Genomic DNA, 16,858 nt, shown 5'->3' on the forward strand with positions numbered 1-16,858 from the left:
AGAATGTGCAACGATGTCATCTCATTTGCGATTATCTATCCAGTTCCTAAATTTTAGTCCTAAAGGTTTTATCGTTTCTTTATTCGTCGCGATGACCTCACAACCTCTATCATCATAAATAAAAAAGATAACATTTTTCGTCAAATTAATAAAAAATACATCTGGATAACTATAGCCTGTACCAAATTTGGGCTTCAAGCGAAAATCCTCGTTACAGGCTGCTTTGATGAGTAATACATAGTGAATATCTTGTTTGCGGCACTTTAAGGAAAATCGTGAAATATAAACATCCTCATCATCCCATACATATGGCAAGGTTTGTTGTTTTAAATGGTATTTTAATTGTTTATTTTTTATATAACGATCATAAACTTTTATGCGCTTTTTCTTACCTTCAGCAGGCTTATGCTGATAAACATTTGTCACAAGTAAAATCTCATCTGAATACGAAAATATTTCGTTAAAAATGGCCAAAGCTTGATGGTATACATAATGAAACCTTGCTAGATTTAGACGGCCATTATCTTTCCATTGATAAAATCCAGCCCCGAATTCAACGTGAATGCCAATATCCCATTGCTGATAAAGGCTAGGAGTTAACGTGAGTCCAGGAAAAGTCTTATTTAAATATTGTTCAACATCTATCGTCATTCACTCAAATCTTCCTTTAGTTTTAATTAAATATTACACCTTCCCACATCATCTAGCATAAAATTCAAAAAAACTAGGTCACATTTTTATACTCATGATAATACATAGAATACAAATCATTTAATGTCACTTTTCCGAATGCAAAATCCACTACATTTCTCTCCACTAAAAAAGATGTAAGTGAACTTAATAAAGCGGCCTCAGAGCTTGGTAAATGAATTAATGTTATACCATTTGTAAGTGTTTGCAGCTTTATGTTTGGAAACAGCTCAGACAGTTGTTTTTCAGTTGCACTCTCCAGATTGTTCACGCGAATCGTTTTAATATGCGCTTGACTGAAACCTTCTATTATTTGATTCGTATCCACTAGTTTTCCTTCGTTAAACAAGAAAATTCGATCTGCATATTTCTCTAAATTATCGAGTAAATGTGAGGCAATAATAATAACCTTTCCCTCCGCCTTTTTCTCTACTAATATCTTCGAAATAATTTCTACATTATTTGGATCAAGTCCGTTCATCACCTCGTCCATCATCATAATGTCCGTATCCGTAACTATTTGCATAGCAAAGCATAGTCGCTGACGCATACCGAGGGAATACGTGCCTGTTTTTTTATTTACATAATGCCCCATATTCAAAATTTCGATGGTTTCATCTATCAGTTTTAAATCGGATTGCCACATTGTTGCAAACATTTTTAAATGTTCGCGCCCGCTTAAGTGATTATACAAGTCACTTTGGTCTGGCATCATCGACACAAAACTATGAATTTTTACTTCATTTGATTTATTCGAGTAGCTTATTCCATCTTTAAATACTACTTTCCCTTTCATTGGCTTTACATAATTCATCAACACATTCATAAATGTGGATTTTCCTGTTCCATTTGGTGCAACAAGTCCAATCATTTCTCCTTGCTCAAATGTCATTGAAATATCATTTAACACTGTTTTTTTCGCAAATTGCACAGTAATATTTTGAATATCAATCACCTGTGTCCCCCCTATTTAATTAGCTTATAACGTCTATTCATAACAGTAAGCAGCATGAATAAAATGATGACTACAGCTAAGACAAGTAGCAACTGTAATCCTAAATTGAAATCTAAAAAATCGTTCATATAATAAAAATTTCGTTGTTTTGAAACAATTTGTCCGACTTGAATGTAAGAAGTTGGGTAGATTTGAATATCCCAAAAGTAACCAACATATCGGCTGAAATAAAACTTCTCGCCAAATATAAGGAGTAAGCCGATGGCAAAATTCATCATCTCATTACGGAATATGATACTGCACAATAGTACAACGTTGATGATGACCATAAACCAAGTTAAAAGCAGGATGAGGGTTTGTCCTAAAAACATCCCTAAAGTCATCGGTTCAAATTTACCTTCCTGGCGCCATTCGAGATGAGGAGCATACATGGGTGATGGTAAATTGAAATTTCCAAAGCCGGATTGTAAGCCTATAATAATGAGCCCAGCTAAAAGGGGTACAAATAATACTAAACTCCCTAGTAGGACAACGACCATTTTCACCAATAGCTTTTTCCAATCGCTAATAGGGAATCCTTTGATAATGGATGGATGACGTCGATCTTTTGTGACGATATCAATGGCTAAAAGTAGTACACACACAATTAAAATAACAGGTAGTAATCCCTTTAATAAACGCTCGAACGTTTGAAGCGCTGTCCGCTGTTCGAAAATTTCCGTTGATAATTCATAATTTGCGTTCGCATACGTATCATAACGGGCTGCCTGCTCTAAATAAGCATAAAAGGCATCATCTTCTGCATAATCATTATTTTTTATAAAATACTTTGAGTTATAGGAGAATGAATCACTTTTGTATGTAATCGCATTCGTAAAGTAGTACCAGTCACGAGTTACCTCTGCATATTTTTTTAGATCCCCCTCATCTAATGCTTCTAATCTCGCTTTATCTATTGGATTAATTTGCTTAAATATATCAATTGCAAAGATGATGGCCGGATGTAGTCTATATATGTTTTGACCCTCCATCGAATCTAAAAATTCCTGCCGTGTTAAATAGCGAGCCTCAATTTCTTCATATTCGACTTGTTCAATCGGATTATATGCAGGTGCTATTTTAAACACATAAAAGAAGGTTGCAAAAGCAAGCAAAAAATAGATGGCTAAGTTTTTCTTATTCGTAAAAAATTGTTTGAATTCAAATTTGAAATAACTCCACATGCTAATGAATACCTCCCCTATGCCCTTTTGATTTTTCCTGTTGAGAAAAACGTTTTAATAGCGAATAACATTAAAATAATACAGATAAACAATATGATTAATCCTAGATTCATCGTAATATCAACAGGCTGTGCTAAATCTACTGGTACGCCTCGTAAAATATCATTGAAGTTCATGAAATTGAAAGGATTATAGGGAAATACACTAATTAAAGATGGGAAAATCATCGGTAAAAAGAACAAGATAAAATGCACAAATAATGTTAAATACATATTTTTCAGTAATACATTCAATATAATCGACAGCAGCATAACGAAAATGGAGATGACGAACATATAGCCAAGGCTCATCGCGATATATTGGACGGAAGAGATTAATACAGCATCTCCTACGTAAATTCCTACAGGATCTAGTGGGTTACCAAGTCCATGTACGATCCATAAAGGACTAGCGCAAATAAAAATGAGTAAAAAGCTTGTTAGGATGGCTAACAAAGAAATCATACATTTAGATAAAATATAGGAATCAAAACGAACAGGAAAGCCTTGAATTAAACTAGAATGCTCAAAATCATCTAGCAAAATAGAACTTGTTTGGAAGCTAATAAATATGTACCAGCCCGCGCCTACGTAACTAAAGAAAAATAATAAGAAAGGTATGTATTGAAATAAGTCGGTTATTGTATCCCTTCCCGCATCATTCATCCATTTAAAATAAAGATAGTCCATCGAATTTTGTAATTTAGAGGGTAATAATTCTGCGATATCATGGTATCCTTCTAATTGGAATGCCTCTTGTCTTAATTCAGCAAGCTGAAGTGAAGACTCATAATACATGGATTGTCTGTCCATCGTTAATGTGGCTATTTGCAATGCAATCTTACTTTTTTGCTTCGTCAAATTTTTAAATATGTCGCTACCATCACCTGTTTCCGAAGCATCCTTCACTTGAAACTTTGATAATATAGCCTGTGTTGAATAATAATCACCCTTTTTCTCAATAAGCTGATTACCAACGGCTTGCGCCTTTATATAAAACATAAAGCCAAAAACGATCATTACAACAGCAATTAGTGCAACTAAATTTCTTCGATTTGCTCGCTCAATTACTAGACCTACTTTTAATGCTTTTAACACTGGCATCCTCCTCGCCTTTAATTGTGAAAGTCTTTAGAATACTATGATAATGCTTTGTGGATATTTTTTCAATTTTTTGTATTTTAAAGGGTATGAATAGTACGAATAAAAATTTGCTATTTATTGGATGGATAGCAAATAAATAATATAAAACTATAAAATCTCATTACTTTTTAATAGCTGAACTATTTAACCATTCTAAGTATTTTTCTTGTTACGTATTTTTAGATTGTCATTTTAGTAGTAATGATCTAGTGTGTGCTTTTAATGAAAAACGACATAAATAAAAGGACTGCTTTTGACAGTCCTTAATGGATCAATTATTATTAAGACATCTGAAAATGGCAGTTCAACTACCATTCTTACTTTGAGTTGAATCAATAACTAAAAAATAAATGCATTCATGATCCGTCTCATTGATAAATCTATGCTCCGTATTTGCCTCAAAAAAGAATGAATCCCCCTCATTTAATTGTTCTTTATAAGCCCCTTTTGATAGTTCCACGTTTAAGCTACCTTTTTCCACATATATGTATTCTTTAACTCCAGATTTATGGGCTGGGAATATTCCAGATTCTGAAAGGGGTGGAATTACATTTTTGACAAATTCAATTCCTCTTGACGGAAAGGATGGAGACAATAAATGTCTCTGAAAACCAGAGCTTTCATCAAAGTACACGGGCCTCTTTTCTTTTCTTATCACAACTATTTCTCTCGTTTCTTGCGAATCTAATAATGCCGATAAAGTGGTATTTAAAGCCTCCGCAATCTGACAAGCTACAGTAATTGTTGGATTTTTTCCGCCACGTTCAATTTGAGAAAGCATAGATGTACTTACTTTACTCAACGCTGAAAGCTCCTGTAAACTCATGCCTCTTTTTTTTCTAATAAAATTTACTTGTTTTCCAAATTCCATTCGTATTTCTCCATTCTTTAATTAAAATGAGTTAAAATTCAAAAAACTCTTCCCTTTTACGGATTTTAACGTAAAATAATACACTATAGAATAAAAATTTACACTATAGGAAAATTACATGAAATCAAAGGGAGTGATTTAATTGTTAAAATTTTTACTTGCTATCCTACCTTTAATTAGTATTATTTTTATGATTTTTGTTTTGAAAAAGTCTTCTATTTTTACTGGAATAGTAGCCTGCTTTTTAACAGCGGCTATTGCACTATCCCCTTTCTTTCATAGTAGCATATTTGATTTAACAGAACCGATCATAAAAAGCTCGCTAACTACGTCAGTTATCGCCTATATATTATTTTTCGGTATTCTTTTATTTCACTTAATGGATAAAGCGGGAGCCATTGATGGAATAGCTTCCTCTATAACTAAAGCTACCGATGACAAGATTTTTCAAATTCTCATTTTAGCATTAGGACTATCCCCATTAATTGAATCTGTTAGTGGCTTTGGTTTGGCAGTCATTGTCATAGCTCCTTTACTTATTGCATTAGGATTTAGTCCAATGAAGTCATCTCTTATTGCCTTAATTAGTTTATGTATCATTCCTTGGGGAACTCTGGCCATGGGAACAATAATCGGGGCAACATTAGGTAATGTAGATTTAGATAAAATGGGGATGGGCAGTGCTTTAATGTGTTTACCCATTTATATTTATTATGCCCTATTAGTAGTTTACATAGGAGTAGGCTTTAGAGCTTTGAAGAAAAGGCTATTCACCGTATTATTTGTAGGATTAATATTAGGGGCTTCTGTTTGGGTATGCAATAGATTTGTGAGTGTAGAGCTTGCAGGATTATTTGGATCTTTAACGGTCATCTTCGTTATTTTTTTGATGATTAAAAAAAGGAATACAACGCATGGGACGGCTTCACTAGAAAAAGAATCAAATACAATTAAAAATATAACACCCTATTTACTGTTAATAGTCCTTTTATTTATCTCAAGAATGGTTATTCCTCTAAAAAATTATTTATCAAGGACATTCCTATTAACGATTGAAAAATATAATTTTGAACTATCCATTTTGTATTCTCCTGGCTTTTTTCTATGTATCGTGTGTATTTTTACTATTTTCTTCTATCGACTACAAGTTTTAGAAATAAGTGAAAGTATTATTTCGACTTTCAAAAAATGCTATCCAGTTATCATAACAACTTTTTTGTATGTAGTTGTTTCTGAGATCATGTCCGAGGCAAAAATGATTCAGTTACTTTCTTTACTAGCGGCACAATCCTTTGGTCAGTTCTATGTTTTTGTTTCACCTTTAATCGGTGCAATTGGCGGCTTTTTAACAGGAAGTAACACCGCTTCAAATACGATGTTCATTAGATTACAAACAGAAACAGCCCTACATATAGGAATGTCCCCTATTCTAGTGGCATGTTCGCAAAATGTAAGTTCTTCGTTAATGACAATGGTCAATCCTTCGAGGGTAGCTTTAAGCTGTTCAGTATGTAAAATAAGTACGGACGAAAATGAAATTCAAAAAAAGATACTTTTTGTTGGTTTAGGAACTTTGACTATTATTTTAATTGAATTATTCCTGTTTTTCATATTCCGATAACATGATAAGAATCCACTTTGAAAGTGGATTCTAGTTAAAAATCTTCATCATTTCTATCTAAGTTACAGTGAAAATTCATAGCCAGTATAATGAAACCTATTTCTGAACCCTATTTTTTCTGCAATTGCAACAGAAGGCTTGTTCATATCCATACAATCCCAATAGGCAATCCAATTATTCTTTAAACATTCTTGAACATAATGGTGTGCGAGTGTTTGGGCTAAGTTTTTTCCTTGGTGAGCCTCTATCGTTTCGATATCTATGCCATGTACATTTGCAGCAACAAAGCCTGAAATACATGTACTCACAATCTCATTATGATGAATTATACAATAGCCCATGCCCTTGCTGAGGAAAATATCTGTTGAAGACCAAAATGCTTCTATTTTGGATTGCAAAAAAACGATGTTATGGATTGAATGATCCTTATTGTCAAGAAGTGTAGCAGAGATTTTACATAGCTCATATTCATGATTCACTATTGGTACAGTGTCCCCTTTATAATCACCCTGCTGTAAAGTGTAAACTCTTTGAAGCCAGCTCCCTAAATGGCGATGTTCAAAAACGCTTGCAATAATAGGATTCCATTTTTCATGATTGCCAACGCCTTCAAACCATTTTAGTTGCACTTTTTTTGCTGCTGGGATAATTATATTGTCAATCAAATTGTTTAATTCATTGTTAAATTCCTCATTTTGCTCACTTCCAAAAAATATAAATCCATCATTATTACCTAACCAAATTAGCCCGGATGACGGATTATCACGGTTATCTACAAAAATACGACCCGGATTTATACGTTCCACAACTGCTTTTGCTTCTAATTGCCGCTGCTCATTTAACAGTTCCCTACATTTACTAAAATCTGCCTTATCTAATTCTACGATCATCCAACATCCCTACCTTTTCTACAATGAAAGACCCACTGCTACATAAGCTACTATGTTATTTACCTTCCGCCACTAACATTTATAATCTCACCTAGAATATAGTTGGCGGCATCAGAAGAAAGGAAGGCAATGACTTCTGCTACTTCTCTAGCTGTTGCAGCCCGTTTAATAGGTACAGTAGAAGACAGCCGCTCAAGACGATGATCGCCAGGAGCGAATTTATCGTGAAAAGGTGTCTCTACTATTCCAGGCGCAACCCCGTTCACAATAATTCCATAGTCAATTAGCTCTTTGGACATGCCAATTGTCATTGTATTGATGGCCCCTTTTGCAGATGCGTAATGGATACTTTCCCCTGCCCCCCCAATTCGTGCAGCCGCTGAAGAGACATTGATGATTTTTCCGGATTTTACGGGAATCATATATGTTAATACAGCTTGGGAGCATAGGAGAACACTAGTGACATTTAATTGAAACGTTTCCTCCCATAGCTCCTCACTCATATCCATAAATGTACTTTGGCGGATGCCACCACCTGCGTTATTCACTAATACATCAATTGTGCCAAAGGAGGAAATAGCTTGTTCAACCATTGCGTTCACTTCTTCTTTATTTCTAACATTAGCTTGAATGGCAATCGCCTCTCCAGCCTTTTCATGAATACGTTGGACAGCCTCCATGGCCCCATTCACATTTGTATGATAATGAATAATTACTTTAGCGCCCTGAGCCGCCATTAACTCGGCGGTAGCAAGTCCAATACCTGAGCTCGCGCCTGTGATGAGAATAACCTTGCCGGATAAGTTATGCATAGCCTCTCTCCTAACAAAACGTTTATATTAGTTATTCTCTATTTAACATTGTTAAACCTTTTAAGAAGGTTCGTATATTCATGTAAATATAACTATTACTATTTTGGGTATTTACTTGAAATTAATTCCTTACAAATTAACTCAATGTCTTGTGAAAAAGATTTTACTTGGAAGGCATCTGAATATGCTTTATTTTCAGATGAAGCTACTACTTGTTGCAGTTTTGCCTCATAGGTTTGTACAAAATAATCTAGTGTTGGACTTTTCAAATTCAAGGCTTTTGCAACACCCTGAATGATTTTTACACGATAGTAATCTTCTTTTGGCATTCTAGGAATATCCCATTCTCTATTATGATTAATAAAAATCCTTTTAAGAGGAACTGCTGAGAAATCATAGTACTTTCCTTCTCGATCTGGTTTAGAGTATGGATCAATTAACAAGGATGCATAACGAATATAGAGCAAATACTCTTGATGGATAGACTCAAGGTTATTAAAATTTTCTATATCTTTCCTATCTATACTTGCGGGATGCAACGAATAATTATCATCTACCATAAACTTTAATAGATTTAGAGGTTGAATATTGAAATCATTCACCACTGTCATTACTTCTTTCCAATAATTTAGCATATGACGGATTGTTGTGTATGTGATGGGACCTTCAGGATAAAGTTTATACACATACTTTGGTGTCTTTGGTTCATCAAATATTACTTGTAAGGAAAAATCATTCATAAATAAGGGAGGATGTACGTATAAAGATATATTTCTTGTTTCTGCTTCAAGTGGAGATGTGAATTTTGTTAATTGAATTCCCAAACAATTAAATAATATACATAATTCATCTAATCGTTCTGATTTTGAGTTAGTTGAACCAATATAAAGTGTTTTCTTTACCCCAGTTGTCATTACTTTATTTGACGGAATGTCATCCAACCATCTAGTATCTCCATAATAGGTTGAAAAACTAATGACTTCTGCATGTGTAGATAGATTCTTTAGGAAATTGGTAATTAAATGACTTGAGCCGAACGTTGGTGAAATTAATATAAAGCAGTTAACTTCCCTCAAGACTTTGTTATCTATTTGTTCTAATACAGTAATATAGGAATCTGAAGTAACGCTTAGTACAACGGTATCCCAATTACCGTATATTGTATGGTATCCTTTAAATAATCCATCAATTGTACATTCTCCTGCAACAGATTGATGTTGTGTATTTTGAATAGAAACCTGAAGTGCAAGCTGATGTTGAACGATAGTTTCAAAGAAAATTTTAGAGCGTATAGATTCACGACCTGCAATAGCTACTTTACTATTAAGATGACTTTTAAAATTTACAGCTAATTGAATGGCTGTTGGTCCTGTTCCTAATATCAACAAACTATTAAAATATGTCATAGCTATCTCCTCATCTAAAAAAAGTCATTGTTCTTTTTGATGTAAAATAACATCACTTTGAGGAAGTATTATTTCACCATTATTCGCCATTTTTTCTGGTCTACTTTTTACATTGAATCATTAAAAAAGATGGTAGCCCCTCTCCATGACGCATATCAACTAGAACATCTTTACTTAATCCGGCTTATTATTGGTTTATGTCATATTTACGCTAAAAAAGTTGAGCTAATAATCTTGTACAACGGCGTGTTTCCTTACTGATTATTGTTCAATTGAGAGAATACTTCTTTATAAAAAGATCAGATACTAACATGAGGTCCTTTAACTAAAAACTATTAGACTCTTTTTCTATGTTATGAATACAGACAGAAGAGTTATTTTTTAGATTCTCGACTAATGATATCTATATCGATCACTTCCCAACTTCTATTTTAGAGGATTAAAATTCAATATATGCCGTATTCTTTATGACTATTTCGATGTATTTTTTAATGTCACAGTATAAATTGTATTTTTATGTCATCTTTGATTTAGCTTTCATTTTGTTAGTGGTTAGAAGATTCTAGAATGGTTTTGCTACGGGACGTCAGAGGCCCACTAGGTAAATTAGATGCCATAAATGATGTTAGAAAATTGTATACCATGTGCCTTGGCTTACATTATCGATAAAATTAAAAAGGCTATGAATGATGATCATTCATAGCCTTTTGCTTATTGAATTAATTGGCTAACGTCTTCTTTAGCTCAGCAGAGGTCAAAAACGAAATGAATTACTTTTAAAAATTTTAAGAACAAAGATGTTCCTAGACATCTTTCGTTAAGTACTTAAATAAGCATGTCTTTTAGTTCTATAGCATTTTATTCATGTAGTTGTTAATTTAGCGTATATGATAAAAAACAACGTCAACTCTCCCATGATGACAACGTTTGGGACTTCTACTATCAAATTAATGATAAAGAAAGTGGCTAAGATCCCAATAAATAATGTTAAATGATAAAGCGTTAAACGATCTTGTTTAAACCTATACTGATGAAAAACTATACTAGTTGTCATGAAATAAAGGCATACAGAGCCGAATATAAAATATAAATCAAATGAATAACGAACCTCATTTAGAAACAGAAGCTTGATGGAAGCGGCAATCATGCTCAAAGACATTAATACAAAAAGATGGCCATAAATAATGGTCTGACCAGATGTTTCGATTGATTTATCCACTTTCTTTTCTACATTTTCGAAATACTGCCACCACATCGAAACAATTAAAATAAACGAGATGATTGAAAATAAAATAGAATCCCAATCCCCTTTTTGTGGCTGTAGCACATACAAGGTGCTAACAACTGATTCTCCGAAAAGGATTAATGTCAATGAAGCAAAACGTTCTAATAAATGAGATGTATTAGTCGGAGCCTTCACCAAATATTTACGTCCCCAAAAAGGTACAAGGATATCAATCAGAATGCCTATATATAATATGCTATAGCGAATCCATGAATCAAATAAGATAGAAAAACAGGATATGATTATGCCAATCCAAAAACGTGTGCCTAAATAGTGAGCAACGTCCTTTCTATTGCCTTCTTCATAACGGTGAACAACTAGATATTGGACCGCAGTAAGGGCTCTTAATCCAATATAGCCAATTAGAAATGGCAAATAGTATTGATCAAAGTTAACCGATAAGCTAGATGTCATAATCAGGACAAATAGCATCTGGAATATTGTAAAAATCCTTTGGTGTAAAAAATCCTGTCCAAAACGATTAATAAACAATGTTTGTCCTACCCAAGACCACCAAATAGGGATAAATATTAAAACAAACTTCAAAAAATACTCTGGGCGAATTTCACCTTTTTCAACATGAAGTAATACATTAGTGGCAGTTGAAACAGCTGCTACAAAAATCAAATCATAAAAAAGTTCTAACCATGTTATTTTCTTTTCTTCCATCTCATCATACTCCTTCAAATCCTATTAGCTAATCATATAATAAAATGCTTTTCTTAATAAAGAACCTGTTTAAGCTTAAATCAAAAAATTTTAGACAAACAAAAAAGGAACTGGAGTCAGTTCATTTTTTGTTTGCCTTGCGAATACGATCCATCCCACTTAACAATGCTAGTATGAAAATTGGTAACATAGCAAAGCTGAGTAAAAATAGACCTATATTTACAGAAATAATGATACAGGGATCTCAGTCTTATCATTTTAGATGAAAAATCTAAAATGCTTGTCCGTATGCCAAAACTTTAGCTATTCTAAAAAAATACCTCCTTTGGATATTACATTCAAAGGAGGTATTTTTATAGTAAGTAACTTATTTTAAAGATTAAACGGCTTGTTCTAGCATTGCTTCTAATTCATTTTTGTCAAATTGATACGTTTCATTACAGAAATGACATTGTGTTTCTGCTTGCCCATCTGTATCAATCATATCTTGGAGTTCTTCGCTACCTAAGCTCACTAGCACATTCGTTGAGCGATCTTTTGAGCAAGTGCATTGGAATAGGATTTCTTGTGTTTCGAGAATTTTTACATTCCCCTCTCCTACAACCATTGTTAGGATTTCTTCTGGTGTTAGTCCATCACGTACCATTGCTGAAATCGATGGAATACTTTCTAAGCGTTTTTCAATTTCTTCAATAATTTCTGCCTCCGTGCCAGGTAATGCTTGAATAATAAAGCCCCCTGCTGCTTGGATTGTATTATCAGGGTTAACGATAACTCCTACCCCAACGGAAGAAGGAATTTGCTCAGACTGTGCTAAATAGTATGTGAAATCTTCCCCTAATTCCCCTGAAATAATAGGTACCTGTCCTACAAAGGGGTGTTGTAGACCGATATCTTTTGAAATGGTTACCATGCCATCTGTTCCCACGGCTCTTCTAACATCTAATTTCCCAATACTGTTTAGGGGGAAATGTGTTTGCGGGTTTGTTACATAGCCTCGTACTTTACCATTTGCGTTAGCGTCAACAAGGATTGTACCTAAATCACCCCCACCATTTATACGAATGGTTAATTTGTCTTCATTTTTTAACATAGAACCAAGCATCACGCCGAAAGTCATTGAACGTCCTAACGCTGCTGATGCGGTCGGCCATGTATAGTGTCGATGTTGAGCTTCCCCTACTGTATCGACTGTTCTTGCTGCTATAACTCGAACTTGTCCGTTATATGCTAAACCTTTCACTAAATAATCCTTCATTATTATCTCTCATTTCTTCAATTTTTTAATAGATGTTTGAGGGTTCCGTTTCATAAATCAGCATCTTCTGACGCCCCTAACCCAACAATTTCCCTTCGGCTTTATTATCGTGTTATACATTTAACAAAGCCCTCAGTTGCATATCATGCGAGTACCGTTTGTGGAAATTTAGGATATTTTTACTGTCATAATCTCTTTTATTTTCATTGGCTCCCGTTTCTGTATAATCAACCTAAGTATTGTAAAGCGCACACAGTGGAAATACACATATTAGTGCATAATTCCAATATTTCACCTATTTATATTGATGCCCAACATAAATCAACATTTTGAGAGGACAAAAGAAAACAAATAGTTCAATTATGAACTACAAGGGGAAATAAAAGTTAGAACAGATCTGCTCTAACTCAAATTACCTAACACTTTTTGAAGTAAAGAAAAAGAAGTAGCTTTCTCCTCTTCATTAAATCCATGAAACATTTTGTTTGTAAGATGATCAAAGATTTCTTCAAAATATTTCTGGACATCCAGTGCTTTTTTAGTTGCAACGACATACATTACTCGTTTGTCCTCACTATGCCCCTCTTTTACAAGATAACCAGTTTTGACTAAACGGATAATCATTTCAGTAATGGTTGATTTTTGTTTGAGCATTGCATCACAAATACATTTGATTTGTATGCGTCCCCCATTTTTGTACACAATGTATAACAGCATGAAATGGCTTGGGGCTAAGTCAGTATAGCCTAGTCGCTTTAACTCTTGTTTTAATTCATCTTGTACAGCGGTAGAAATTATGGAGTTCAATAAAATTGCTTCATGTGATTGTATATTTGCCATTCGTATCACCGCCTTTAGAATAGTTCAATTTTGAAGTTATTTCAACTAATATACATTTTAATACGCTCCCTTTTCCTTTCACAATGATTTTCAGTAGCTATTTATGATCAAGATTTTAAAGTGATGAAACAATAAGGAGGTACATCGATGTAAGATGTTTTTAAAAGTTTATGATGCAGTGTGGTGATTTCACTAAAGGAAACAATAAGGTACAAAAAATGGACGATTTAGGTAGTGGTTTAAATAAAATTTCTGGAAAAAACTATGAAAATCCAAGGTTTTTTGAAGGTGTGTTACCTGTCTATTCGTAGCTAATAAGTAAAAAAACCACCTACTATTTTAGATGTAAGTGGTTGTATTTCAATAAATTATAGTTTAACTTTTACCACTGTACCGTCCTGTGCTTTGACATCAACTAGCAAGATCCCTTTATAATTCTTCAGTTCCTGGACAATGGGCTTGAGTGTTTTTTTGTCTATTGGCGGCAAGGTAAAGTCCAGTTTTTTTCTTTCAAAGTATTCTTTTGTCCATTTGTTTATATTACGCTGAAATAATGTTGAAGACAAAATGGAAATAACAATGTTTAACATCGCATATGGGATTGGGATGGTAAGTCGAACATCCTTTGTTTTCACTTTAACATGTATCATCAGTCGGTCACTAGTCAATGAACACAGAAACGGAATCCCCGTTTGCCGATTTAATATCAACGATTTGGCCATCTAATTCATTTTCGATGGCTTCCATTATAAGGCTGATATCTAGATCTTTCACATATTTTTCAGATTGTGGAATACTAGCTGCGATACTGTGTCCAGCCATTAAAACAACTTTCACTAGCTTGATGGGTAAATTAACCGTTACGTTATCATTTTCAGTTGAAACAATACGAACTTTTAATGTTTTATCTAAATATTTAGCTGGTTTATCTAAAAGCTTATTTCCCGCGTCATCTTTATCTTGCAATACTTGAATTAGTTCAGAGCCTTTTTCTGCATCAATTTTCCCTTCCTGAACCATCGTTAATACTCGTGCAATTTCCTCTTTCATGATCATTTCCTCCTATTCTTCTTTTAAAAGCTTAATGGCTTCTTCTGCTGTGATTTCGCCATTTTCTAGCAGAGTAACAACATTCTTTTTATCTACTTCATTTTTCTTCTTCTTCTGCTCATATCCAAGGGATGAAATAATATCTGTTAGCTTTCCTCGAACCGTTGGGTAGGAAATTCCAAGTTCTTTTTCAACATCTTTAATATTCCCTCTACACGCTAAAAATACTTCCACAAAATGAAGCTGATCCTTTGATAAGGATGCCAGTTTCGATAATTCAAATTCATTTTCAATCGTAGTGTGGCAGTGAGAGCACTGCAACTTGGTAATTTTTAACGTGTTACTGCAAACAGGACAATTTGTGATTACTTGATAGGCCATAATGAAATTCCTTTCTTTAGGTTGATTTGATTATATACCAAAGAATTTAAAAATTAAATAACCAAAATTAATTTTTTGTACTTAAAAATTAAAAATGTTAATTAACAGTTTAAAATAATTAAGTTTTAGATATATGGCGTTTTTTAAAGATAACCAACTTGAAGTATGTAAGACAATAAGGGGAACCAATCCCCCTGCCGATGATTTTAATTTTATATACTGAAACAACTTCACCTCCTAAACATAACTCATTAGTTGAATGGTATCCACTTGTAGTAGGTGGTTTTAAGGAGTCTATAAATTTTTCAATATGCGAAAGGATGGTGCATTCAGAGGAACACAATTTGGAGATTTTGCACGCAATTCTATAGGAACAATGTTTTTCTCTCAGTATGGTTTGGAGTGTATCCACCTTTTGGCTACCCGTCTTATGGTAATTTTCACTAAGTAAAATAACAAGAACTATATAGTTCCAATCTCATATTGTATGGTACCCTAATAGAGGAATGTTTATCGGCTAGGTTTAATAAATAGGAGTAAAATCACAATGATTTCAAGAGAAGCATTAGAAAAAAATCAGATTTCCCTGTATGTATTCGTTTTATTACTGGCAGGAGCTATAGGGTTATTTGCCCCTGATATAGGCACACGCTTGGACATTACCCTTTCTTTTGTTATTGCATTATTAATGTACAGCATGTTTTCACAAATTCCTTTCAGCTCTTTAAAAGAAGCTTTTGCTATTCGTCGTTTTTTGGGGGCATTGCTAACGGTCAACTATATAGCGGTACCAATTGTTGTATGGCTATTAACTTTGTTTTTACCAAACCACCCACCTTTATTACTTGGCGTCTATTTGGTATTACTGACACCTTGTATTGATTATGTCATTGTTTTTACAGCACTCGGTGGTGGAAATGAAAAAGCCATGCTGATTTCAACACCTATTCTTTTCATGACCCAAATGCTATTACTACCTTTCTATTTGTGGATATTTATTGGACATGAAGCAGCGGAAATAGTTGAAGCGGGCCCTTTCCTAGAGGCATTTTTTAAGCTCATCGTCATCCCATTAGTCATCGCGATTATTGTTCAGCTACTTGCTAAAAAATCTATAGTCGGTCATACAATCATTCAATTTTCTGCATGGCTACCAGTTCCCTTTATGGCATTGACATTGTTTGTTGTTGTCGCTTCACAAATCGGAAAATTATCGACATCTATTGATTTGATAGTTAAGGTCATTCCCGTTTACATGGCCTTTATGCTTATCATGCCATTTATTTCAAAATTTATTGGCAAACAATTCAAACTTGATCCTGCATCTGGTCGAGCTTTAATATTTAGTGGTTCAACACGTAATTCGCTTGTTGTTCTACCCTTGGCCCTATCTTTGCCAGATCCAATACATACAGTAGTGGCTGCTATTATCGTTACACAAACGATTGTCGAAATTATAGGAGAAATCATTTATATTCGTGTTGTGCCCCATCTATTTTTACACGAACAATAGGCTGATTTGTAATTCAAGAAAAAATTTGGTACGATGAATATACAATTATGAGAGGACTGATGGATGAACAATGATGAACTAAACTATATTTTAAGTTGAAATCAATTACTTCAAACTACAAAATATAGGATTAGTCTGTCCATTTTTATCAATCAGTTTATACTTTTTTCGTCATTTTCCTATGGCAAAAAAGTCCTTAATCAATACCTGTAA

At 33.8% G+C, this 16,858-nt stretch carries 16 protein-coding genes; 2 read left to right on the forward strand and 14 right to left on the reverse strand.

Annotated features, from left to right (window positions below; all coding sequences use genetic code 11):
• Nucleotides 1-21: 21 nt before the first annotated feature.
• The 5 genes from MKY80_RS11645 to MKY80_RS11665 form a co-directional block, all read right to left on the reverse strand.
• A complete protein-coding gene (locus MKY80_RS11645) occupies nucleotides 22-651 on the reverse strand; it encodes a DUF3885 domain-containing protein (RefSeq protein WP_239354617.1) in 630 nt (209 codons plus the stop codon).
• 73 nt (nucleotides 652-724) lie between these two features.
• Nucleotides 725-1,645 (reverse strand): ABC transporter ATP-binding protein, encoded by a 921-nt coding sequence (locus MKY80_RS11650; protein WP_089986490.1) that lies wholly within the window; start codon nucleotides 1,643-1,645, stop codon nucleotides 725-727.
• An 11-nt stretch (nucleotides 1,646-1,656) separates the two neighbouring features.
• On the reverse strand, nucleotides 1,657-2,868 hold the full coding sequence (locus tag MKY80_RS11655) for an ABC transporter permease (RefSeq protein ID WP_089986489.1): 1,212 nt from the start codon (nucleotides 2,866-2,868) through the stop codon (nucleotides 1,657-1,659).
• Nucleotides 2,869-2,885: 17 nt separating this feature from the next.
• Complete coding sequence (locus tag MKY80_RS11660; RefSeq protein WP_170844146.1) at nucleotides 2,886-4,010, reverse strand: ABC transporter; 1,125 nt, start codon at nucleotides 4,008-4,010, stop codon at nucleotides 2,886-2,888.
• A 343-nt stretch (nucleotides 4,011-4,353) separates the two neighbouring features.
• Nucleotides 4,354-4,920 (reverse strand): XRE family transcriptional regulator, encoded by a 567-nt coding sequence (locus MKY80_RS11665; protein WP_008177781.1) that lies wholly within the window; start codon nucleotides 4,918-4,920, stop codon nucleotides 4,354-4,356.
• A 142-nt stretch (nucleotides 4,921-5,062) separates the two neighbouring features.
• Between MKY80_RS11665 and MKY80_RS11670 the strand changes: the two genes are divergently transcribed.
• Complete coding sequence (locus MKY80_RS11670) at nucleotides 5,063-6,541, forward strand: L-lactate permease (protein WP_090001421.1); 1,479 nt, start codon at nucleotides 5,063-5,065, stop codon at nucleotides 6,539-6,541.
• A 62-nt stretch (nucleotides 6,542-6,603) separates the two neighbouring features.
• Here MKY80_RS11670 and MKY80_RS11675 read toward each other — a convergent pair whose 3' ends face one another.
• The 9 genes from MKY80_RS11675 to MKY80_RS11715 form a co-directional block, all read right to left on the reverse strand.
• On the reverse strand, nucleotides 6,604-7,431 hold the full coding sequence (locus MKY80_RS11675) for a GNAT family N-acetyltransferase (RefSeq protein ID WP_342529305.1): 828 nt from the start codon (nucleotides 7,429-7,431) through the stop codon (nucleotides 6,604-6,606).
• 59 nt (nucleotides 7,432-7,490) lie between these two features.
• The gene (locus MKY80_RS11680; protein ID WP_342529307.1) at nucleotides 7,491-8,243 is read right to left on the reverse strand and encodes an SDR family oxidoreductase; all 753 of its coding nucleotides are present in this window, start codon (nucleotides 8,241-8,243) and stop codon (nucleotides 7,491-7,493) included.
• A gap of 98 nt (nucleotides 8,244-8,341) precedes the next feature.
• Entirely contained in the window at nucleotides 8,342-9,649 is a 1,308-nt protein-coding gene (locus MKY80_RS11685; RefSeq protein ID WP_342529309.1) for an opine metallophore biosynthesis dehydrogenase, read from the reverse strand.
• Between the two features lie 862 nt (nucleotides 9,650-10,511).
• On the reverse strand, nucleotides 10,512-11,603 hold the full coding sequence (locus MKY80_RS11690) for a low temperature requirement protein A (protein WP_089986484.1): 1,092 nt from the start codon (nucleotides 11,601-11,603) through the stop codon (nucleotides 10,512-10,514).
• A 379-nt stretch (nucleotides 11,604-11,982) separates the two neighbouring features.
• Entirely contained in the window at nucleotides 11,983-12,861 is an 879-nt protein-coding gene (gene hslO / locus MKY80_RS11695) for an Hsp33 family molecular chaperone HslO (RefSeq protein WP_342529312.1), read from the reverse strand.
• Between the two features lie 402 nt (nucleotides 12,862-13,263).
• Nucleotides 13,264-13,701, reverse strand: coding sequence for a winged helix DNA-binding protein (locus MKY80_RS11700; RefSeq protein WP_008177764.1), 438 nt, complete (start codon nucleotides 13,699-13,701; stop codon nucleotides 13,264-13,266).
• A gap of 368 nt (nucleotides 13,702-14,069) precedes the next feature.
• Nucleotides 14,070-14,351 carry a hypothetical protein gene (locus MKY80_RS11705; protein ID WP_008177759.1) on the reverse strand — a complete coding sequence of 94 codons (282 nt, stop codon included), beginning with the start codon at nucleotides 14,349-14,351 and terminating at the stop codon, nucleotides 14,070-14,072.
• 10 nt (nucleotides 14,352-14,361) lie between these two features.
• The gene (locus MKY80_RS11710) at nucleotides 14,362-14,751 is read right to left on the reverse strand and encodes a hypothetical protein (RefSeq protein ID WP_036126002.1); all 390 of its coding nucleotides are present in this window, start codon (nucleotides 14,749-14,751) and stop codon (nucleotides 14,362-14,364) included.
• A 12-nt stretch (nucleotides 14,752-14,763) separates the two neighbouring features.
• The gene (locus tag MKY80_RS11715; RefSeq protein ID WP_342529317.1) at nucleotides 14,764-15,132 is read right to left on the reverse strand and encodes a DUF2089 domain-containing protein; all 369 of its coding nucleotides are present in this window, start codon (nucleotides 15,130-15,132) and stop codon (nucleotides 14,764-14,766) included.
• 547 nt (nucleotides 15,133-15,679) lie between these two features.
• Here MKY80_RS11715 and MKY80_RS11720 point away from each other — a divergent pair.
• Nucleotides 15,680-16,645: an arsenic resistance protein gene (locus MKY80_RS11720; RefSeq protein ID WP_096364606.1), complete on the forward strand. Its 966-nt coding sequence runs from the start codon at nucleotides 15,680-15,682 to the stop codon at nucleotides 16,643-16,645.
• The last annotated feature ends 213 nt before the right edge of the window (nucleotides 16,646-16,858 follow it).

The organism is Lysinibacillus sp. FSL R5-0849 (assembly GCF_038595075.1).
Classification (GTDB): Bacteria; Bacillota; Bacilli; order Bacillales_A; family Planococcaceae; genus Lysinibacillus; species Lysinibacillus fusiformis.